Consider the following 20,365-nt stretch of genomic DNA (forward strand, 5'->3'; position numbering starts at 1 on the left):
CCGCTCATCGAACAACGATCAGATATATCGAACAGAAGACACAACCGTCCGTCAGTCACGTACCGCTCGTTGATTACGATATCGGATCCGATTCCGGTTCACGTCGCCGGCTCCCTCGGATCCACCGAATTCGTCGGCCGTTCTCCGATTCCTGTGAGCCCCGCCCGTAGCGGGTAGGCGGCGGTGGGTGTTCCGAACGCCCGTCGAATGCCGTCGTCACTGATACCTTTCCGTCCCTTTAATACCGACTATCGCGGACGATAGGGCGTTCAATGGTTCGCCTCGCCGACGTCGCCTTCGCGGTCCTGTTCGTCGGCGTCGTCGTCCGCGCGGCCGTGACCGACCTCCTCGTCCCAGCGTCGACGCTCGCGGGGATCGCGCTCGTCGTCGCCGTCGTCGGTTTCAGTCTGTTTGACCCCGACGGCGGCGACCACGCCGCGTCACTGGTCGTGCACGTCGCGCTCGTCGGCGCGACCGCCCTCGCGCTCGTTCTCGTTCTGACCGATCTCACGCTCGTCTCCCGGGCCGTCGACCTCGCGCTCTTTTATCTGGTAGTGCTCGCGCTCGTCGGCTACCGTCGGGCTCCGCTTTCGAGCACCATCTCGCTGTTCCCATACCTGGGGGCGTTCGCCGTCGTGGTTGGCCTGTTTCTGCTTCACAGCCTCGACGTCTCGCCGGGGTCGGGTCTCGCGGCGTTTCCGGTCTTCGCGACCTTACTGCTCGGGGTCTGTCTGTTCGTCGTGCCCCGATACGTTGAGGCCGACTTCCTCCTTCGGTTCGTCGGCGCGCTCTCGGCCGTGATCGTCCTCGTCGGTCTGCCTTCCCTGTTCGTCGGCTCCTATTCCCTCCCCTTCTTCAGCGTGAGCCCGTGGTCCAACGCCACCCTCTCGCCGTGGTTCGTCGGCGAACTGCCGGTGTTACGCTCGATCTTCCCGAACCCGAACACCCTCGGCCTGCTCGTCTTTCCCGCCGTCCTTGGGGGCGTCGTCGACCTCCACCGCACGTATGGTCGCAGCGGATCGGTGTCGCTTTTCATGGTCGTTCCGGGGGTATTTCTCGCGATCAACGCGGTCGGGCTCTACCTGACGAACAGTCGGGCGAGCTACCTTGCGGCCGCCGTCGGCCTCGCGCTGTATGCCGCCGTGGTGGTCATCGACCGACGCGCCGTGCCGGTCCTCTTTGCGGGGCTTGCGGTGGCCGCGCCGCTGGTCGGCTTCGGCGTGTTCCGCGGCGTCGTTCCGATCGACCCGTCGAACCGCTTCGCGCTCTGGGGAGCGAGCGTCGAGGCACTCTTGGCGGGTCCGACGCTGCTTGGCGCGGGCGTCGTGAACACCAGCGAGCTGATCGCGCCGTTCCTCTCCGAGGGGCTCAGCGGCCAGAGTTCCCACAGTTCGTATCTCTCGATCGCCCTCCGGATCGGGCTGGTCGGCGGGGTGGCGTACTGTTTGCTCGTGATCGGCCCACTGATTCACGGCGCGTGGCGGTTCAAGCGCGTGGACGTGGGTATGTTCGCGCTGGCGGCGGGGTTCGCGGTCCACCAGCTCTTCGAGGGCTATACCCTCTTTCAGTACGGACCCGGGTCGATTCTGGCTGCCCTCGTGGTCGGTTACGTCATCGCCAGTGTAGTACCGGAGGCGACGTAGCGCGGCGGATCGACGGTGGAAACCCGCACGCTTTTTGCCGTCGCTGGGAATCGAACGATAGAGACCGGTTCATGCGCTCTCCCCTATCGATCACCCCGTCACCATGAACGACGTACCAATCGGCCGCCGCGAGAAGGCCAACTCGCTCGTTCGCGTCGCGAACTATCGCCCGCTGCTTACTGTAGGTATCATCGTTTTGAGCTTCTTTGCAGCCCTGCTCGAAGCGGTCGGTCTGAGCTTCCTGCTCCCGATCATCGAACTGGTTCAGGGCAACGGTGCGTCCGGTGCGGACGGCGACCTGCTCATGAGCATGTTCGTCCAGGTCTACGAACTCCTCGGGATCCCCTTTACCCTCGAAGCCGTCATCGTCGGGGTAACCGCGGTCATGTTCGCCCGGTTCAGCCTGAGCTTCGGCGTCGCGTGGCTCCGGGCCTCGCTCAAGACCAACTACATCCGCGACCAGCGCGCCGACGCCTTCGACTTCGCACTCGATGCGCGGACCGCCTATTTCGACCGTGAGGGCAGCGACGACATCCTCAACGCGATCATTACCCAGACGAAGTACGTCGGCCGGGTCATCGAGACCGGCATCAAGCTCTTCCAGGAGTTCCTGTTGAGCGTAATGTATCTCGTGATCGCGTTCGTCATCGCGCCGTGGCTCACCCTCGGTGCGGCGGTCGTCTTCGGCGGGATCACCTTCGTCGTTCGGCATCTCATCGAACCCGGCTACGAGGTCGGCGACCGGGTCGCCGACGCCAACGAGACCGTTCAGGGGTCGGTTCAGGCGGGGACCCAGGGGATCCGCGACGTGAAGCTCTTTAACATGAAACGCGAGGTGTATCACGTCTTCGAGCGCGCGGTCGATAAGTTCGCGGACGCGACCATCTCGCTCGAACGCAACGAGGCTGCGATCGACAACTTCTATCAGTTCGTCGTCGCCGCATCGGTGTTCATCATGATCTACGTCGCGCTGGTGTACGCCGACCTCTCGCTGGGCGCACTCGGGGTGTTCCTCTTCTCGATGTTCCGCCTCGCCCCGCGGGTCAGCCGAATGAACAGTTACGCCTACAACCTCGAGGGCGATCTACCTCATCTGGTACGTACCCAGCTGTTCCTCGATGAACTCGAAGAAAACACCGAACGCCAGCCGGGCAAGCGCCCGCCCGAGTCCATCCAGGAGGTCACCTTCGAGGACGTCTCCTTCTCGTACGACACCGAGGACGACGTCCTGAAGGACATCTCGTTTGCGGTCGACCGCGACGAGTTCATCGCCTTCGTCGGCCACTCGGGTGCGGGCAAGTCGACGATCGTCTCGCTGCTCGCCCGGATGTACGACCCAACTACCGGAACGATCCGGGCCGACGGGACCGACATCAACGAGTTCGACATCGACGAGTGGCGCGAGAAGATCGCGATCGTCCGTCAGGACCCCTACATCTTCAACGAGACGCTGCAATACAACCTGACGATCGGCAACCGGACCGTCTCCCAGTCCCAGCTGGACACCGCCTGTGAGATCTCGAAGGTCTCGGAGTTCTTCGATGAGCTGCCGAACGGCTACGATACCCACCTCGGGGACAACGGGGTGCAGCTCTCGGGCGGGCAGCGCCAGCGCGTCGCGCTGGCCCGCGCGTTGCTGAAGGACGCCGACATCCTCATCCTCGACGAGGCAACGAGCGATCTGGATTCCCATCTCGAAGGCGAGGTCCACGCCGGCATCGAGGCGGTCGATTCGGAGTACGCGACGGTCGCCATCGCCCATCGTCTCTCGACGGTGCGCAACGCCGACCGCATCTACACCGTCGAGGACGGTCGAATCACGGAGGTCGGCGACCACGAGGAGCTGCTCGAAACCGGCGGCACGTACGCCGAACTGTACGCGATCCAGTCACGGAGCTGAGAGCCTCATGACCGGCTCCGATCCCGCCGCCTCGGTGATCGTCCCGGTCTACAACGATCCCGCGGGGCTCGACCGAACCCTCTCGGCGCTCGTCTCCCAGACCTATCCCGATTACGAGGTGCTGGTCGTCGACAACGGCAGTACCGACGACACGCCCGCCGTCGCCGCGGACTACGAATCGGCCCATCCCCGCGTGACGCTACTCGTCGAGGACGATATCCAGGGGTCGTACGCCGCCCGCAACAGGGGAATCGAACATGCCCATGGGGACGTTCTCGCCTTCGTTGACGCCGACATGACCGTCGAGGACGACTGGCTGTCGTCGGCCCTCCGAGCCATGGACCGGCGCGAGGCGGCCTACATGGGCTGTCGAGTCGAGATCATCGCCGACCGGGAGACGACCGTCGCGCGCTACAACCAGCTGTCGGGCTTTCCGGTCGAGTCCTATGTGCGCGAACACCACTACGCGCCGACGTGCTGTCTGCTGGTTCGCCGGGCGGTGATCGAGGACGTCGGCCCGTTCGACCAGACGCTGGTGTCGGGCGGTGACGCGGAGTTCGGGCAGCGCGTCCACGCGGCGGGCTACGGGATCGAATACGCCCCCGAGGTCGCCATGTACCACCCCGCCCGCGAGTCCCTGCGGGCCCTCACGAAGAAGTACGTCCGCGTCGGGCGTGGCATCTACCAGCGCCGGCCGGATGATAGACCACCCCGAGAGCGAGCGGAGCGGTTCGCCCGTCGATGTCTCCCACCGAACCCGATCACGTTTCGCTCGCGAATGCGCGCCCGCCGGGCCGACGTCCCGCGCTCGGACCTGTTCGCGTTCTACGCGCTCGACGTACTTCGAAAGTACTCGAAGACGACCGGCTACCTTCTCGAGATGGCCGAAACGCGCCGCTTGACCTAGTTCGCACGAATCGACGGACGGCGCCGAGTATCCGTACGTTCTTATGCTGGGGGCGTGCTCCTCTAGACAGTGTATCGTCTCGCTGACGGACGGTCCCCGGTGGGGGGGACGCCGAACTCCCGAGCCGCGGCTCGACCCGGATCCCACCGAGCGGGATCCGAATAGATCCGCGATGGACTACCACACTCCAACCGTACTCGACGAGTCGCTCGGGAGCGCTCGCCGGTTCGTCTCCTTCGAGGCGCTCTTCGCGCTCTTTCTGTTCGCCGGCGTCTACAAGGCCTGGGCCCCGTTCGCCTGGATTCCGGTCGACCTGACGGCACTGCTTGGCGGGTTGGCCGGTCTTGTGGGGCTCCGGCTTTGGATCCAACGGGGCTTTCCGCGCCCTCCGCGGGCGGTCGTCGCCGCCGCCCTGTTCGGGCTCTTCGTCTTGTATGCGCTTCTCTCGGGGCTCTGGTCGCCGAGTCGGGTCTACTACGCCGAGAAGGCCTTCAAGCTGGCCTCCGCGACCACCTTCTCGTTCGTCGGCGGGCTCGCGATCGCTCAGAACCCGACTCGGACCCGGCGATTTTTCGCCGTCGTCACCGGCTTCGCACTGCTCATCACGGTCGGCGCACTCGTCTCGGCCGCCCCGTCCATGCTGCGCCCGACCACCACCCCCGAGCCACTCGGGACGACCTACCTCATCGTCGGGCGGGCGATCGGGTTCGGGGTGGTGATCCTCACCGGTTTCCTGCTCTTTCGCCCGCTCGAAACGCGGGAACGGGGGCTCGTCGCGGGCGCGATCGCGGTCTCGTTGCTCACGCTCGTCGGACTGGGTGGGCGCGGTCCGATGGTCGCGACGGGGGTCTCGATGGCCGCACTCGTCTGTGCCGCCATCGCTTCCGAGGGAATCGTTCCGACGTTCAGCCGCCGCATGGTGGTCGCCGTCCTCGGTGGCGGGGCCGTCCTCGGGGGTCTGCTCCTGACCGTCGGTCGCTCGATCCGCGGGGTCGGTCGATTCCTCATCCTGCTTGAGGGGCCCGGCCAATCGCTCGGCAGCCGACTAACGTATTACACCGTGACTCCCGAGATGTGGTATGCGGGCAACCGGCTCCTCGGCCAGGGTCTCGGTAGTTGGCCGATCGCGATGGGGCGAGGCGACGAGGCCGGCTACCCGCACAACATCATCCTCGAACTGCTGTTCGAACTCGGGCTGGTCGGGCTCGCGTTGTTCGGTGCCCTGTTGGTCTACGGCGGCGCGGTCCTCGTTCGTGGCTGGCTGGCCCATCGCCGTCCCGAATCGGTCGTGATCGGCGCGCTCTGTCTGTTCATGCTGCTCAACGCGATGGTCACCGGCGATCTGAACGAGAACCGCTACCTGTTCGCGGTGCTGGGGCTGCTCTGTTATCGTCCGGTTGCGGGGCGCGTCTCCCCCAGCAGCTTCTCGTAGAGGTCGAGCAGGCGGTCGGCCTCGCGTTCCCAGGCGTAGTCGGTCCGGACCGTCTCGGCCGCCCGCTTGCCCATTCTCTTCATCCGTGCCTCGTCGGCGAGTAGCTCCGCGACGACGCTCGCCTGTGTTTCGGTGTCGTCCTCGGGGACGAACGCGCCGAGCGATTCGTCCAGATACCGCCTGATCGAGCGCCCCGATGTGGCGACGACCGGCAATCCGGCGAGCATGTACTCGAAGAGCTTCGTCGGGACGTTTCGCCGACAGCGCTCCGTATCGATCAGGGCCAACCCCACGTCGGTCGCCGCGAGGACCGAAACGACCGCCTCGTACTCGACGCGCCCGAACAGCCGGACGCTCGCCTCGAGGTCGTGCTCGGCGATGAGGTCGTGAGCCCGGCGCTCCGTCTCGTCGTTTTTGAACTCGCCGAGCAACCAGAGCCCGACGTCCTCGTTCGTCGTTTCCCGAAGCTGCGCCACCAGTCGCAACATCCGGAACAGCCCACGCTCGGGGCTCAACTGGCCGACGTAGGCAAGCAGCTGATCGTGATCGCGCTCGACCGACGGTTCGACCGAGATCGACTCGATCCGCGGGAAGTTCCTGATCGTCACGACCCGCTCGTGACCGCGCCGGCGAAACGCCTCGGCGGTCGGCTCGTCGGCAGTGATGATCGCGTCGAGTTCTCGGGCGAACGCCGACTCGACGTACGGAAACGCACGCGAGAGCGGCCATCTGATCGGCATTGGGATCCACTCGCGCATGTAGATCGCGTCGGGGTAGTACTCATGGGCGTCGTAGATCACCTTCCCGTCGGTTCGTCGGGCCAACAGCGCGCCGACGAGCAGGAGTTCTGGGTCGTGGAAGTGATAGACGTCGGCATCGAGGCGGGCTGCCGTTCGGTAGGCGTCGTAGACGTGGCGCCATCGGTCGAAACGGGTGTCGACTTCGCCCAACGAGCGGATCTCGACGCCGTCTCGACGTTCGTCTCCGTCGTGGTGGGCGACGGCGCTGACGTCGAACCCGCCGTCGACGAGCGCCCGGGCCTGCTTGCGGAAGATCCGCTGGTCGCTCGTCGGGTGGACGGTCGTCAGGATACAGACGGAACTCATCTACACGAGGCGTTTACGCCGGGGCGACAAGAAGGGTCCGTGTCGGACGTTCCCTACCCAGTCGCGCGCCGAAGCGCGAGTTTGACCCGGTTGCGTGCGGCCTCGGCGCGGTCGTAGCCGCCCTTTCCGAGATACGTCGTGAGATACCGGAAGTAGTAGAGATAGTAGGTGGGATCCGTCCCGATCGCGCGCTTGAACTCGGCTCTGGCGCGGTCCATCTTGCCGGTGTCGGCGTACAGTGTCCCCCGGAGATAGTGGTGCTGGGCGCGGCGCTTGTCGCTGATCACGTCGCCGTACTCCTCGAGGATGAACTGCTGGCCCGCCATCTTGCGGTCGATGTCGGCCGTGATCTGCTCGCCATGGGCGTGATAGTCCACGAGCACCCGAGGGACCCCGACCATGTAGTAGTCCGACTCCGTGAGCACCCGTAGGTAGAACTCGTAGTCCTGCGAGGAGGCCAACCCCTCCCGGAGCCCGCCCACACGGTCGAACACCTCACGGCGAAACGTCGTACACGAAAAGCCGCCGATCACGTTCGCGTCCACGATGTCCTCGCGGGTGATCCGTCCGTCGACCGCCTCGATGACTGCGTAGACCTCGCCGTCACGGATCTTCCGGTAGGAGGTCGCGATGCCGGCACACGAGTCGGGCTCCCCTCGAAGAGTATCGACCGCGACCTCGAGAGTTTCGGGGTGGAACTCGTCGTCGGAATCGAGAAACGAGACGAACTCCCCTCGTGACTCCGCGACGCCCCGATTGCGAGCGGTGTTCGCTCCCGCGTTCTCCTGATAGACGTATCGAACCCTCCCGTCGTCGTAGCCGGTGACGACGGCCTCGGTGTCGTCGGTGCTCCCGTCGTCGACGACCACGATCTCGTAGTCCTCGAACCTCCCGGCGAGGACGCTCTCGATCGCGCGTCCGAGACGACCGGCCCGGTTGTACGTCGGGATTACCACGCTGACGACGGGCATTGTTTCCCGATAGCCCGTCGAGGGTGTTGTAGCTTGCTGGATTCACTCCCGCTCTACGGTCTCCCAGGTGACGACGTTTCGCCCCGCGAGGAAGTTCTTCAGCCCCAGCGCCATCGCGTAGTTCGAACTCAGGAAGTAGTACGGGATCGAGACGAGCCGCCCCGTCGGCCGGCCCGTCCGCTCGGCCAGCCCGCCGACCCCCGCTAGCGCGTAACAGGCCGTCTGACCGACGAGCGAGAGCGCGTAGAGCCAGCCCGCACCCAGCGCCACCAGCCCGACGTTCGCGAGAAAGGCGATCCCCAGAAAGACCGGTGAGAGCCACCGCAACAGTTTATGCGAGGTGAGCTGGAAGGCGACCCTCGGGCGGGCGACGGGATCGAGCAACGACGGATATCGCACGAGGGTGTGCCACGCGCGGGTGGTGATCCGCACGCGCCGATCGAACTCCGAGTCCACCGAGTCGCCGGTGTCCTCCCAGGCGATCGCCTCAGGGGCGTACGTGACCCGCTCGCCGGTCTCGATGACCGCCAGCAGCTCCGCGAAGTCGCTGATCTCGTCGGAATCGAGCGGGACGTACGACGAGCGCCGAACGGCGTAGATCGAGCCGTTGCCCGAAACGAGCGTGCCGATCCGCGATTCGAGGGTCCTGAGCCGGCGTTCGTAGCGCCAGTAGACCGACTCGCCCTCGACGCCGGCCTCCCGGTAGCGGAGCTCACCGACGACACAGCCCACACCCGGCTCGAAGCGCTCGACGAGCCGCTCGATCGCGTCGGGTTCGTACATTCCGTTGGCGTCGGAGAAGACGACGACCTCCGAGTCACAGTCCTCGACGACCGCGTTCTGACAGGCGGTCTTGCCGACCCGGCCCTCGATGCGCCGCAGCTCGACGCCCCGGTCGGCGTACGAGGCGACGATCTCGTCGGTCCGGTCCGAGGAGGCGTCGGAGAAGACGACGACCTCCAGCTTGTCGTCGGGATACTCGAGTTCGAGGCTGTTTTCGATCTTCTCGGCGATGACTCCCTCCTCGTTGTACGCCGCGATCACGAGGGTGACGGTCGGGTACTCGTGGTTTTGATTTCGATCGCTCTCCGGCTCCGAACGGCCCGCGAGTGCGCCGAGGAGCGCGCCGTACAGTACGTACGTCTGGGCGAGCGCGAACAGCGCGCCCCAGAACAGCGCCGCGAGCGCCGCCGTCGCCACGCGTCGGACTGCACTGATCCGAGTCATCGTCCCCAGAGGGCGAACGCGTCTCGAAGGACGATTCTGATTTGATGGCCGACTAGACGCAGGTCGAACGCAAACGACTGGCGGTGGATGTATTCGAGGTCCCATTCGAGCTTTCGTTCCGGTGAGAAGCTCGTCGCGTCGTTGACCTGCGCGAGCCCCGTCAAACCGGGCTTGACGAACCAGCGCTGGGACCACTCGGGAAGCGACGTGGCGATCCGAGCGTCGATCTCGGGGCGCTCCGGGCGCGGTCCGACGACGCTCATCGGCCCCCGCAGGATCAACCATAGCTGGGGGATCTCGTCGAAGTGTGTCCGTCTGAGGAGTCGGCCGACGCGAGTGACGCGCTCGTCCGACCCGCCGGCGTTCTCACTGCTCAGCGTCGCGCCGGTTTTGACCTCGGCGTTCTCGACCATGCTTCTGAACTTCGGGAGCTCGAAGGTCCGGCCGAAGCGCGTCGTTCGCAGCTGGGTGTAGATCACGGGTCCGGCGCTGTCGAGCTTGATTAGGACCGCGATCAGGACCATCAGCGGCAGGAGAGACACCAGCCCCACGGCGGCGAACAACACGTCGAACCCCCGTTTCAACGCTCGCTCGGATCGACTCCACGGCTCGAGGTCGACCCGCAGCAACTCCCCGTCCGCATCGGGGACGGTCAACACCCGGTTCGCTTGGTTCCGGTGGACCGCGACCGGGATCCCGCGCTCGTAGCAGGTCGTCAGCTGGTCGACGAACTGCCCGCGCCCGAGCGCCTCGAACGCGAGGACGACCGCGTCGACCTCGAGCTCCGAGAGAACCCTCTCGAACTGGGAGGGGGAACCGAGCCAGCCGAGTGCGTAGGCGCGCTTCCCGCCGTCGGTCATCGAGAGAGCGTCCTCGAGCTCCCGGTTGACGTCCTCGGAGACGAGATAGCCGACGAACGGTTCCGATCGCTCCGCGAGCCGCCGGATCTGCTCGGGGTCGTCACCGACGACGAGCGTACGCGACGACACTTCGACCATCGTTACCGCCCCCCGCTCGTCTGGACCGCCGACTGATCGACCCCCGTCCCCGTTCTGACGGCCTGTTTCGGCCCGCTGTAGGCGTGTTTCATCGGCGGAGCATCCCCTCATGTCGGGCTCCGAATCGAACACTGCGTCCGATCGCGCGATCCGTTCGCTTCGTTCGGCTGTTTCTCCGTCGACAGTAAAAGGATACCTATTCATACACCCCGACGCCGGGGGCCGTTCGCGGGCCGCCTTCCTAGCCGACCGGGACCGACACGACAGTCTCATCGTTCCTCTCGGCGTGCGACGGCGATCGTCCTGATGGCCGAGCCGCTGCTTCGACGCGTGTGCCGACAGCACCGCCGAGAATACGGAACGGTTGTCGCGTTCAGTCGTCGTGACGGAGGGACTCCATCGGGGACGACGGTACCGCCGGTAGCCCGGTCACGAACTCCACGTCGTCGGATTCGGACCGATTGATGTCGGCCGGCGTCGACACGGCGCGGCCGCTCTCGATCAGGCTGGTGATGACGTAGCCGACCGCGAGCGCACCGAGCACTGAACCATGGCCGAACTGAAAGAGGGTGTAGCCCTCGAAGAGCTGGTGGACCGCAAACCCCGCCGCCAGCGCGAACATTCCCGTCTCGACACGCTTGAACCGCCACGCGCCGTGAACGAGGGGGCCGACCACGAGCAGACAGTACGCCACCCCGCCGACGATCCCGGTTCTGATCGCGATCGAGAGATACGAACTGTGGACGGACTCTCCCCGCGCGGAGTACGGTTCGAGCGCCTCGCTCGTGCCGACGATCCCCTGGCCGAACAGACCCGAATCGTAACGCACGGCCTCGAAGCCGGCCTGCCAGAGCGTAAAGCGGTTCGTCGGGTCGATTGGAACGACGCCGATGGAGATCGCGAGCAGGAACCCGGGGATCGCGATCGCGGTGAGCGCCACTGCGGCGGGCAGGACCCGCCGCCCTTTGAGGGCCGTCGAACCGTAGATTCCGAGTGCGACGGCGGCCGCGAGCAGGCTCGCTCGGCTGTTCGAGAGGAGCAAACCGAGTACGGACGTCCCGAGTGCGGCCGCCGCCAGCCCCGTCCGCACCGACGGCACCTCATTCCGGAACGACCGATGACAGAGGACGGCGCTCGCAACGACGCCGGGAAAGGCGAGCAGGCCGAGCGTGTTGGGGTTCGCGAACACCGAGCGGATGATCGGAACCCCGCCGAACCACGCGGTTCCGTCCCACGTCCGGACCTCGAGGTGCCAGACCGAGAACTCGCCGACGACGATCGCTGCGAGACCCAGTAGCGATACCGCTCCCGAGACCGCGGCGATCGACCAGTAGGCGTCATCGGCCGAGACGTATCGCGGGATGACGAAACAGTTGAACGCGAGGACGATCCCCGCGAGCACCGGAAACAGCCCCAGCCCCGAGCCCGCTCCGTGGACGCGCCCGTGGTAGAGAAAGAGCCCGAACAGGATGACGAACGCCGCGAGATACGGCGCAGTCGTCGGGATCGACCGGCGAAGGCCCGCGTGTGCGAGGACGAACGTGAACACGAGCGCGAGCACCGCGAGCAACTCGAGGCTCCGCAGCCCGAGTCCGCCGACGACGAGCGTGATGAGCGAGACGCCGATCGCGAAGACGAGTGCGGTCTGCAGCGAGTGCAAGGGGGAGATCCCGTCGTTCTCGTCGTGGTCGCGGACGGTGAGCGCGATCACGACGAAAAGGAGGTACGCGAGCACGAGATGGATCGCCTCGAAGTAATCAGTCGCAAGCGTTAGCACGGCTAATCCGAGGAGAACCGCGAAAAGTGGGGCGAGCAGCGGATGCATTGCCCGCAGTTAATTCTATTTACCTTTAGTTATCTAGTTACAAAAGAATATCCTATGACCGTTATGCGCCTTTCGGCTGTCGATCGTCGGGCGAAGAGTAATGAACAACGCCTATATCCGCCCGCGCGGAACGCGTCATCAGAACTCGATGAATCGACGATCGGAACGCATCCATGGACTCACCGTAGGGACCGATCGTGTCGTCTAGGAGCGCTCGGATCCGCTCAGGACTCACCCGTACCCGGTTTCGAACCCTGTTCGCGGCGATCATCGTCCTCTCGATCGCCGTCCTCGCAAGCGGTGCGACCGGGGGCGGGCTTTCGACGGCGTCCGAGGCGGACGTCCCGCGCGCGGAATCGACCGGGAACCATACGGTCATCACCGAATCGGGTCGGGCCGGAACGATCACCGCCTACGAGCCCGACGGGAGCGTCCTCTACTACGAGAACGAGCGAACGAAGTACTTCGACGTCGACCCCGTCGAGGGCGACCCGCTGACCGTCGAGTACACGGCGACCGACACCATCCACACGGAGGGGCCGACCTGTGACTCCCCGCCCTGTGCACGGAACGTCATCGAGCGAACCGACCTCCAGACCGGTGAAACCGAGGTGCTCGCCGAGCGTTACGAACCTCAGGAGACCGCCGCCGAGTGGCACGACGCCGACCGGATCGGCGAGGATCGGTTCCTCGTCGCCGATATCCACGCCGACCAAGTGTACGTCCTCAACGTCGAGACGGGCCTGATCGAGTGGACCTGGGACGCTCAGGCCGACTACCCGGTCGAGGGTGGCGGCTCCTACCCGACTGACTGGACGCACATCAACGACGTCGAGTACGTCGAGGACGAGGGCCACGAACTGAACGGCACGGTCATGGTTAGCATGCGTAACCAGGACCAGGTCGTCTTCGTCGATCCCGACGAGGGCGTCCTTGAGGACTGGACGCTCGGCTCGGACGACGAGTACGACGTGCTCTTCGAGCAGCACAACCCCGATTACATCCCGACGGACAACGGCGGGCCGGCGATCACCGTCGCCGACTCGGAGCACGGCAACGTCGAGGAGTACCAGCGCGAGGACGGCGAGTGGACCCAGACGTGGGAGTGGTCCGACGGACAGATGCAGTGGCCCCGCGACGCCGACCGCCTCCCCAACGGGAACACGCTGGTCACCGACAGCCACGGGAACCGAGTGATGGAACTGAACCCCGAGGGCGAGATCGTCTGGGAGGTCGCCTCGACGATGCCCTACGAGGCCGAACGCTTGGAGACCGGCGATGAGAGTACGGGCGGGGAGAGCGCCCAGCAGCTCGGCTACGAGTCGCGCACGGCCGACGAGAGCGCCGACGAGAGTAGTGGAGACGGCTTTAGCCCGCTCGATCCGCTCATCGGGCTCTTCGATCGCATCGGGGCCGTCATCGAGTCGCTGCTCCCCCACCGGATCACCAACGGAATCCTGTTCGTCAGCCCGGTGTGGATGGGGACGGCCCACTTCGCCGCCATCGGGGTCGGCCTCCTGACGCTTCTCGTGTGGATCGGGTCCGAACTCGGCTGGCAGCTCTCCGATCGGGGGATTGGGATGCGTTCGCCGTTCTATCGGAACCGGTAGGCCGGAACATCGTTCACACGACGGTCCGTTTTGCTGTGTCGAACTCCCGACTGCTCATAGGACAAAGCGAAGAATCGTTAGATAGAGGCCAAGCAGATAACGGAACTTGATCTCCTTGATAGCTGTCAAAAATTGCGTGCTGACTACAGAGATGTATTCAGCATACGGTCATCGTTCAGTCCAGTTTGTCAGGAATCAAATAGCTGGTGGGTAGGCGTACTCATTGATCGATAAGCTCGGCCTGTTCATCAAGTACATCTTTGTGTTCCTCAATCGCGTCTTCGTGAGCATCCACATTGCCCTCGGCACGGTTAGAGAGTTCCTGCAACCGGCTTTTCTTTCCGTATAGGACAACAGTGTCGTCAGGATGTATCTCCGTATCTGATCTTGGGGCACCGATGTAGTCGCCATTTCGCCGAATGCCGAGCAAGAGCACGCCCTCTTCAGCGAGGTTCATTTCGTCGGCGCTATTGTTCGAGATCCAGTCGTCCTGGCTCACGTCTACTTCGGCGACCCGATACTCGCTTTGGAGTCCAAGCATCTGGGTATAGTCTTTGATCTCTAAGTCTGTCGTCCGTTCGAGAGCCCGTTCAATGAGTGGTGTAACGGCTTCATTAAGCAACTGACTCTTCGCGGCGGCAATAATCAGAAGTACGCCCCCAAGAACGTAGACGAGCGTAAGCGAATTTTCGCCACCAGAGTTGATGAATGACAGGAGAAGCGACGCAAGTGTACCCACGACACCGATACTCCCAATGCGAATTAACCATAAGACAGTGGTTCGTCTGCTGGGCTCAGAAACCGCAAATTCGGCCTCTTCAGTCGTAAAACCGGCTCCAGAGAACGCCGATGCGGCCTGAAATGAGGAGACATCGGGCGACAGTCCGGTCATCCGAAGCGCAACTGAGCCAATCCGAATGACAAGTAGAGAGAGTGCGAAGATAATGAAGATCGAGAAAATTTGGGTTGATGCAACCATGTGCGTATCTACCATGGTACTGTTAAAGAATCCTCGCACGTGACCAGGACACAATTAGTATCCTGTACTGAGCGGTCACACCTCTTTGGCAACCGACTTTCAGATCGTGTTGTATCTACGCTCTGTATTCAGCACGGCTCCGTCAGCACATCTATTATCTACTATGAATAACCGCGTTAGGTTCGTATCTCTACGCAACAGCTGCTTCATTCATTCTGGCTGGGAACTAATGGTGGCATCAACCGTTATATACAGGGAACTCTCCCGTCGAGTCAAACGGATGCAAAACTTATCAACCGTCAGTGAGAAGATTGTCAGAAGATAATGAAATCGTTTACCAGAACGAGAGAGGAGGAATAATACCAATGTCCTCACTGCTGGGGTCTGATGATCATTGGTTCACTCTCGCCGTTGGAACTCTCATCGTTTTAGGATTGTATGTGGGATTCTCGGTCCCGTGGTACTGGGCGTTGGTTGCAGCGATGCTTGTCTCTGGAGTGATGGAATTCGCGATTAAAGAGGTTCCACCGGATCCAGATGCGTATGATTCGAGTCAGTATCACCTCTGGAACACAGCGTTTGGAGACTCCCAGAGTCCCTCTGAAAGTGCTTCAAAAGAGATATCCACTGATTCAGCCGACTCGCTCGAAATTCTTCAGAGTCGATACGCCCGTGGAGAACTCACTGACGAACAGTTTGAGCAGAAAGTAGAGAAGCTGTTGGAAACCGAGTCGGTAAATAAGTCCACAGAACGGGACAAAGCACGAGAACGACTAACGGATCATACCAACTGAAATAGAGAACTGGTTCATTCGCACGAACTATCTAACGGTTGTTCCAGCGAAGAAATTATAGCCACTGAATCCACACCCAGTCTGCGTGTCTATCGAGCGGTCACCTTGACGAAAATATTGTTTGAGAGCGGAGAGCGACTACCGTTTAGGTGGACACGTGGCTACGCAGCCAGCCAGGGTCATGACCGGTGCGGTCTATGATATCAGACCGACACGCCGGACAGTAGTCGGGGGTGACTGATTCGTTTCGGGGAACGTACACCGCGCCGCCACACTTCACGCACGCATCCGCGACGATGGTCGTGCAGTCCGCACAGACGCTGAAGTGGTCAACCGTGAGTTCGCGCAGGGGTTCGAGTTGTTTATCGAGGAGATACTCGTCGATGACCGTCTGGCAGTTCTGGCATGGTTTCATGGCGATACATACCATACCTCGTGACCGCACGGTAAATATCTACCCCGAAACAGAACTGGTCACCGAAATCCGAACGAACTGTACGTACGACCAATCGTTTGGCGTGTATAGTGAACTACCCCGTCCTACCGCGCTCGGGGCTACCGGCCCCTCGCTTCTTGAGGGCGGGGCTTCCTGTTTCTGTGTCGGAATTTATACCCAAAGGCACAGGGATTCCAGACTCCGCAGGCGATTTCCCTTGACGGGCGATTCGGAGTGTCCCGCTCCTACCAACTCGACACTCGGGCCACACGACCGATGCAGGCGTGTTCTTGCCTTTGAACATCGGACGCATCGTGGTGAGCATCTTACTACCCTGTTCGACCGCGCGGGTAGTAATTATATTGATATATTTTGTTTCAAAGACGATGACGACGGGCGTATCCCCTCCCTACTCGCTTCGCTCGTTGAGGAAGGAGCCTTACCCGCCTGCGGTTCAGGTAAAACAGACCAGTGGTATCACGACACTCGGAAGTGTTATCAGTCACTGGAGACTACAGTTGTTTGTAATGGCAAACGGAACGGTTGATTTCTTCAACGATACTGGCGGCTACGGTTTCATTTCGACTGATGACGGCGACCTCGACGACGACGAAGACGTCTTCTTCCACATGGAGGATGTCGGCGGAGAGGACCTGACAGAAGGTACTGATGTCGAGTTCGACATCGAGTCCTCCCCGAAGGGACCTCGTGCGGCGAACGTCGTCCGACAGTAATACCGAGACACACTCGTCGCTCACAGCGACAAACACTACCTTCGATTTTTCGAACGATTACACGTTCCAGCTGAGGCTCTCTTTCTTCGAGGAGAGAGTCCCGCCGTTTACCCCGGGGAGGATGGCACGTATCCCTGAGAGCATTGACCGACTAGAATATCGACGGAGCCGTTCGGTGCCGTTTGACTGTTCCCCGTGTTGCGGTTCCCTCAGACGAGCAGGTAGTTATCGAGGACGAACTGGTAATCGACGAACAGGTACAACGCCGCCAGGATAGACTGAAAGGAGAGCGAGCCGAGAACGGAGAGAACGACAAAGGTTCGTCCGTTCATATCGGAGAGTCCGGCTGGGATCGTCAACAGACCGCGCACGAACAACATCGTGTTGCTGACCGGGACGGCGACCGGGCCCCAGCGATCGAACCAGCCGTCGACCCGTTCGAGCCGGGATTCGGTCACCGGAACCCACGATTTCTGGAGGATGTAGTTCCGGCCCGCCCGGCGGACGAGACGGAACAGGAGGAACTGCCCGACCGTCGTCCCGACGACCACCACCGCGACGATCGCGATCACGTCGGGAACCGACGACCCGATCAACAGGAGTGCGCTCGGGACGACCAGTTCGCTCGGCATGAACCGCAGCATCATCGTCCCCTCGAGGACGCTGATACCGAACAGGACGACGAGGGCGAACTCCGAGGTAAACAGCATCTCGACCTCCGTCGGGACGTGGTCGAGCTGCAGCGGATCCATTGCTAATTCGTTGGAGGGGAGCCGGAGTTAAACCTTCTCTCTTCCTGAACGCGACCGGTTCACGCCACTGTTCGCGCGCTAAAGGCCGCCATCGAACTACCGCCGATGACCACTGGCAGCCAGTAGATCGCCCCGCGGTAGATGACGACCGCCGCGGTGACAGTTGCGGCGGGAAGTCCGGTCGTCGGGACGAGCAGCGCGACGAACGCGGCCTCGATGCCGCCGAGCCCGCCCGGCAACGGGGTCGCGCCGGCGAGGTTTCCAAGGGGGATCACGAAGACGAGGATGTGCACTGGAACGCTGTGGCCGAGGGCCGCGAACGCAGCCAGCAGTGCGGCCGCCTGCAGCAGCCACCCCACCGTCGACAGACCGAACGCCACGGCCAGTCGACGGCGCTGGACTGCCATTCGCTCGATGTGGGCGAAGAACCGCCGCAGTCGCTGGGAGACGTCCTCGGCGATGGCGTCTGAATCGGACCCGCCGACCGGGAGCCGCACGACCGCAGCCGCAGCCGCCCCCGAAAGGCGGGCGACGATCGCTTCTTGGTAGCGCCAGACGAGATACAGCAGGACCGTGACGCTTGCGACGATGACGATCGCCGACTGGACGGCGACCGCCAACCGCCCGCCGATGGTGGCCGTCGTCGCGTAGTAGCCGACGCCGACGGCGATCAACGAGAGCGATGAAACGACGTTGAGGGCGTCGACGGTTGCGATCCCGGCCAGCCCTGTCTCGTAACGTGCGTCCGAGACCTTCGAGATGAGTAGCGCCGCGATCGGTTCGCCGCCGGCCTGCCCGAACGGCGTCACGTTGTTGGCGAAGACGGCCGCAGCGTAGACGAGCAGCGACCGGCCGGTCGGGAGATCGACGCCGAGGGTTCCCAGCACCGTCTGAAGCACGAACCCCCACGCGCCCAGCCATAGGACGGCACAGCCGACCGATACGGCGACTAGTAACGGGTCGGCGGTCGCCAGCGCTTCGAGGACGTCACCGGCACCGACGACGGCGAACAGGCCGGCAATGAGGGCAAACGCCCCCATGAACCCGACGACCAACGCCCGCCAGTTCCGGCGTTCCATACCGTATAGGAGACCCGAGTCCCCTTTCAACCATCTGATTTCGACGCCGATCCGCCGGATGTCGACCGATTTATCGCCGTCCGGGCCCGACCACCGGGCGATGGGCCGTCAGCAGCCGTCCAACGTTCTGTTCGTCGTCCTCGATACGGTTCGGAAAGACCACCTCACGCCGTACGGCTACGACCGCCCGACGACGCCGGAACTGGGGACCTTCGCCGAGGAAGCGACCGTCTTCGAGTCGGCCGTCGCGCCCGCGCCGTGGACGCTCCCCGTTCACGCCTCGATGTTCACCGGGCTGTACCCGAGCCAGCATGGCGCCGACCAGGAAAGCCCGTATCTGGAGGACGCCCCGACGCTCGCGTCGGTCCTCTCCAATGCGGGCTACGACACGGCGTGTTACTCCTCGAACGCCTGGATCACGCCCTACACCGAACTCACGCGCGGGTTCGACGAGCAGGACTCGTTTTTCGAGGTCCTTCCCCAGGACCTGCTCTCGGGGCCACTCGCGCGCGCATGGCGGCTGGTCAACGACAACGAGCGCCTCAACGACATCGCGACCCGGCTCGTCAGGCTGGGTGCTCAGGTCCACGCCACACTCGCAAGCGGCGAGGGCGCCGACTCGAAGACCCCGGCGGTGATCGACCGGACGAAGTCCTTTATCGAGGGAAGCGACAGCGAGGCGGGGTGGTTCGCGTTCGTCAACCTGATGGACGCCCACTTGCCCTATTACCCCCCCGAGGAGCAGCGCGAGGCGTTCGCCCCAGGTGTCGATCCCTCGACTGTGTGCCAGAACTCCAAGGAGTACAACTCCGGGGCGCGCGACATCGACGACGAGGAGTGGGAATCGATTCGAGGGCTGTACGACGCTGAACTCGCTCACATGGACGCCGAACTCGGGCGGCTGTTCGCGTGGCTGCGCGAGACCGGCCAGTGGGAGGACACCACCGTAATCGTCTGTGCGGATCACGGCGAACTCCACGGCGAACACGACCTCTATGGCCACGAGTTCGCCCTCTACGACGAGCTGATCAACGTCCCACTGCTCGTGAAACACCCCGATCTCGATGCCGGGCGGAACGAGGAGTTGGTCGAACTGCTCGACCTGTATCACACGACGCTCGATTCGCTTTCGGCCGATACCGACGGTATGCCGGGCGCAGTCGAGTTCGACCCCACCCGGTCGCTGCTGTCGAGCGAGTACCGGGCGTTCGAGCGCGTCGATTCACCCGATATCGGCCAGCAAGCGGTTCTCGGCAGCGACGGCGAGGACGAGGACTACGCCTTCGTCGAGTACGCCCAACCAGTGATCGAACTCCACCATCTGGAGGAGAAGGCGAGCGAAGCCGGGATCACCCTGCCCGACGATCACCGAGCCTACGCCCGGATGCGCGCCGCTCGCGGGGCGGACGCGAAGTACGTCCGGGCCGACCGTATCCCCGACGAGGGCTATCGACTCGACGAGGATCCCGAGGAACGCTCATCACTCACACCCGAGGGTGACGAGCGGGTTGCGGCCGCCGAGCGGGCGCTCTCGCGGTTCGAGGGCGAGGTCGGCGGGGCGTGGACCACGCCCGCGGAGGTGAACGCCGAGGAGGCACTCGACGAGGCCGACGCGGAAACCAAGGACCGCCTGCGAGAACTGGGGTATCTGGAGTGAACTACTCTACCGCTCGCCTGACGGCTCGCGCTTGAGGGTAGGGCTTCCTGCTTCCACGACGCGCTTTGCAGATACGGATGTATCCACAGGGAGCGCAGTCTCCACAGGCGTTGATTCGGAGCGTCCCGCCCCTAACCGCTTCTTGATACCGCGAGAAAGGATGTTCCACGCCGCATTCGCGTCTCTATCCGCTTCGAACCTACACGTCGTCGCTCGTTGAGGAAGGGGCCTTAGCGCCTCGATTCAGGTAAGACAGTCGGAAGCGATTCCGACCCGAGCGGGTCGAAACCAACAGTGATAGGTGGGCGCGAGGGG

17 protein-coding genes and 1 pseudogene are annotated in these 20,365 nt (G+C 63.4%); 8 read left to right on the forward strand and 10 right to left on the reverse strand.

Annotation, left to right across the window (positions count from 1 at the left end):
* Positions 1–272: 272 nt before the first annotated feature.
* From EAO80_RS01405 to EAO80_RS01420, 4 genes are all read left to right on the forward strand, one after another.
* On the forward strand, positions 273–1,643 hold the full coding sequence (locus EAO80_RS01405) for an O-antigen ligase family protein (RefSeq protein ID WP_122088160.1): 1,371 nt from the start codon (positions 273–275) through the stop codon (positions 1,641–1,643).
* Positions 1,644–1,746: 103 nt separating this feature from the next.
* On the forward strand, positions 1,747–3,543 hold the full coding sequence (locus EAO80_RS01410) for an ABC transporter ATP-binding protein (protein ID WP_122088161.1): 1,797 nt from the start codon (positions 1,747–1,749) through the stop codon (positions 3,541–3,543).
* 7 nt (positions 3,544–3,550) lie between these two features.
* Positions 3,551–4,450, forward strand: a complete 900-nt coding sequence (locus tag EAO80_RS01415; protein WP_122088162.1) for a glycosyltransferase — start codon at positions 3,551–3,553, stop codon at positions 4,448–4,450.
* Positions 4,451–4,622: 172 nt separating this feature from the next.
* On the forward strand, positions 4,623–5,882 hold the full coding sequence (locus EAO80_RS01420; protein ID WP_122088163.1) for an O-antigen ligase family protein: 1,260 nt from the start codon (positions 4,623–4,625) through the stop codon (positions 5,880–5,882).
* On the opposite strand, the gene EAO80_RS01425 is transcribed toward EAO80_RS01420, so the two are convergent.
* The 5 genes from EAO80_RS01425 to EAO80_RS01445 all read right to left on the reverse strand — a co-directional run bounded on the left by EAO80_RS01425 (position 5,837) and on the right by EAO80_RS01445 (position 12,009).
* Positions 5,837–6,988, reverse strand: coding sequence for a glycosyltransferase family 4 protein (locus tag EAO80_RS01425; RefSeq protein ID WP_122088164.1), 1,152 nt, complete (start codon positions 6,986–6,988; stop codon positions 5,837–5,839). The two genes, EAO80_RS01420 and EAO80_RS01425, sit on opposite strands and share 46 nt — an antisense overlap.
* Before the next feature lie 53 nt (positions 6,989–7,041).
* Complete coding sequence (locus EAO80_RS01430) at positions 7,042–7,959, reverse strand: glycosyltransferase family 2 protein (protein WP_122088165.1); 918 nt, start codon at positions 7,957–7,959, stop codon at positions 7,042–7,044.
* A 42-nt stretch (positions 7,960–8,001) separates the two neighbouring features.
* Positions 8,002–9,186 (reverse strand): glycosyltransferase family 2 protein, encoded by a 1,185-nt coding sequence (locus tag EAO80_RS01435; protein WP_122088166.1) that lies wholly within the window; start codon positions 9,184–9,186, stop codon positions 8,002–8,004.
* On the reverse strand, positions 9,183–10,184 hold the full coding sequence (locus tag EAO80_RS01440) for a sugar transferase (protein ID WP_162993826.1): 1,002 nt from the start codon (positions 10,182–10,184) through the stop codon (positions 9,183–9,185). The genes EAO80_RS01435 and EAO80_RS01440 overlap by 4 nt, the downstream gene beginning before the upstream one ends.
* A gap of 373 nt (positions 10,185–10,557) precedes the next feature.
* Positions 10,558–12,009, reverse strand: a complete 1,452-nt coding sequence (locus tag EAO80_RS01445; protein WP_245998385.1) for an O-antigen ligase family protein — start codon at positions 12,007–12,009, stop codon at positions 10,558–10,560.
* A gap of 197 nt (positions 12,010–12,206) precedes the next feature.
* On the opposite strand from EAO80_RS01445, the gene EAO80_RS01450 reads away from it, so the two are divergent.
* Positions 12,207–13,619: an arylsulfotransferase family protein gene (locus EAO80_RS01450; protein ID WP_122088168.1), complete on the forward strand. Its 1,413-nt coding sequence runs from the start codon at positions 12,207–12,209 to the stop codon at positions 13,617–13,619.
* Between the two features lie 220 nt (positions 13,620–13,839).
* On the opposite strand, the gene EAO80_RS01455 is transcribed toward EAO80_RS01450, so the two are convergent.
* Positions 13,840–14,613, reverse strand: a complete 774-nt coding sequence (locus EAO80_RS01455) for a TrkA C-terminal domain-containing protein (RefSeq protein WP_245998386.1) — start codon at positions 14,611–14,613, stop codon at positions 13,840–13,842.
* A gap of 350 nt (positions 14,614–14,963) precedes the next feature.
* Between EAO80_RS01455 and EAO80_RS01460 the strand changes: the two genes are divergently transcribed.
* Entirely contained in the window at positions 14,964–15,392 is a 429-nt protein-coding gene (locus EAO80_RS01460; protein ID WP_211330607.1) for an SHOCT domain-containing protein, read from the forward strand.
* Between the two features lie 145 nt (positions 15,393–15,537).
* On the opposite strand, the gene EAO80_RS01465 is transcribed toward EAO80_RS01460, so the two are convergent.
* Positions 15,538–15,807 carry a DUF7571 family protein gene (locus EAO80_RS01465; RefSeq protein ID WP_122088169.1) on the reverse strand — a complete coding sequence of 90 codons (270 nt, stop codon included), beginning with the start codon at positions 15,805–15,807 and terminating at the stop codon, positions 15,538–15,540.
* 548 nt (positions 15,808–16,355) lie between these two features.
* Here EAO80_RS01465 and EAO80_RS01470 point away from each other — a divergent pair.
* Positions 16,356–16,562, forward strand: a complete 207-nt coding sequence (locus tag EAO80_RS01470; RefSeq protein ID WP_122088170.1) for a cold-shock protein — start codon at positions 16,356–16,358, stop codon at positions 16,560–16,562.
* A 209-nt stretch (positions 16,563–16,771) separates the two neighbouring features.
* Here the strand turns inward: EAO80_RS01470 and EAO80_RS01475 are convergent, their stop codons facing one another.
* Positions 16,772–17,314: a DedA family protein gene (locus EAO80_RS01475; RefSeq protein ID WP_122088171.1), complete on the reverse strand. Its 543-nt coding sequence runs from the start codon at positions 17,312–17,314 to the stop codon at positions 16,772–16,774.
* A 59-nt stretch (positions 17,315–17,373) separates the two neighbouring features.
* Complete coding sequence (locus EAO80_RS01480) at positions 17,374–18,393, reverse strand: lysylphosphatidylglycerol synthase transmembrane domain-containing protein (RefSeq protein WP_122088172.1); 1,020 nt, start codon at positions 18,391–18,393, stop codon at positions 17,374–17,376.
* 100 nt (positions 18,394–18,493) lie between these two features.
* Here EAO80_RS01480 and EAO80_RS01485 point away from each other — a divergent pair, with 100 nt between their 5' ends.
* Positions 18,494–20,050: a sulfatase gene (locus EAO80_RS01485; RefSeq protein WP_122088173.1), complete on the forward strand. Its 1,557-nt coding sequence runs from the start codon at positions 18,494–18,496 to the stop codon at positions 20,048–20,050.
* A gap of 6 nt (positions 20,051–20,056) precedes the next feature.
* Here the strand turns inward: EAO80_RS01485 and EAO80_RS01490 are convergent.
* Positions 20,057–20,254 (reverse strand): annotated as a pseudogene (locus EAO80_RS01490) (RNA-guided endonuclease TnpB family protein); the annotation flags it as partial.
* Between the last annotated feature and the right edge of the window lie 111 nt (positions 20,255–20,365).

The organism is Halalkalicoccus subterraneus (assembly GCF_003697815.1).
GTDB lineage: Archaea > Halobacteriota > Halobacteria > Halobacteriales > Halalkalicoccaceae > Halalkalicoccus > Halalkalicoccus subterraneus.

Bases quoted from the DNA above. Each gene is read 5' to 3' on its own strand.
- EAO80_RS01405 (WP_122088160.1), top strand. From the start codon at position 273: ATGGTTCGCCTCGCCGACGTCGCCTTCGCGGTCCTGTTCGTCGGCGTC.
- EAO80_RS01460 (WP_211330607.1), top strand. From the start codon at position 14,964: ATGTCCTCACTGCTGGGGTCTGATGATCATTGGTTCACTCTCGCCGTT.
- EAO80_RS01410 (WP_122088161.1), top strand. From the start codon at position 1,747: ATGAACGACGTACCAATCGGCCGCCGCGAGAAGGCCAACTCGCTCGTT.
- EAO80_RS01415 (WP_122088162.1), top strand. From the start codon at position 3,551: ATGACCGGCTCCGATCCCGCCGCCTCGGTGATCGTCCCGGTCTACAAC.
- EAO80_RS01465 (WP_122088169.1), bottom strand. From the start codon at position 15,807: ATGAAACCATGCCAGAACTGCCAGACGGTCATCGACGAGTATCTCCTC.
- EAO80_RS01435 (WP_122088166.1), bottom strand. From the start codon at position 9,186: ATGACTCGGATCAGTGCAGTCCGACGCGTGGCGACGGCGGCGCTCGCG.
- EAO80_RS01430 (WP_122088165.1), bottom strand. From the start codon at position 7,959: ATGCCCGTCGTCAGCGTGGTAATCCCGACGTACAACCGGGCCGGTCGT.
- EAO80_RS01420 (WP_122088163.1), top strand. From the start codon at position 4,623: ATGGACTACCACACTCCAACCGTACTCGACGAGTCGCTCGGGAGCGCT.
- EAO80_RS01425 (WP_122088164.1), bottom strand. From the start codon at position 6,988: ATGAGTTCCGTCTGTATCCTGACGACCGTCCACCCGACGAGCGACCAG.
- EAO80_RS01445 (WP_245998385.1), bottom strand. From the start codon at position 12,009: ATGCATCCGCTGCTCGCCCCACTTTTCGCGGTTCTCCTCGGATTAGCC.
- EAO80_RS01470 (WP_122088170.1), top strand. From the start codon at position 16,356: ATGGCAAACGGAACGGTTGATTTCTTCAACGATACTGGCGGCTACGGT.
- EAO80_RS01455 (WP_245998386.1), bottom strand. From the start codon at position 14,613: ATGGTAGATACGCACATGGTTGCATCAACCCAAATTTTCTCGATCTTC.
- EAO80_RS01475 (WP_122088171.1), bottom strand. From the start codon at position 17,314: ATGGATCCGCTGCAGCTCGACCACGTCCCGACGGAGGTCGAGATGCTG.
- EAO80_RS01480 (WP_122088172.1), bottom strand. From the start codon at position 18,393: ATGGAACGCCGGAACTGGCGGGCGTTGGTCGTCGGGTTCATGGGGGCG.
- EAO80_RS01485 (WP_122088173.1), top strand. From the start codon at position 18,494: ATGGGCCGTCAGCAGCCGTCCAACGTTCTGTTCGTCGTCCTCGATACG.
- EAO80_RS01440 (WP_162993826.1), bottom strand. From the start codon at position 10,184: ATGGTCGAAGTGTCGTCGCGTACGCTCGTCGTCGGTGACGACCCCGAG.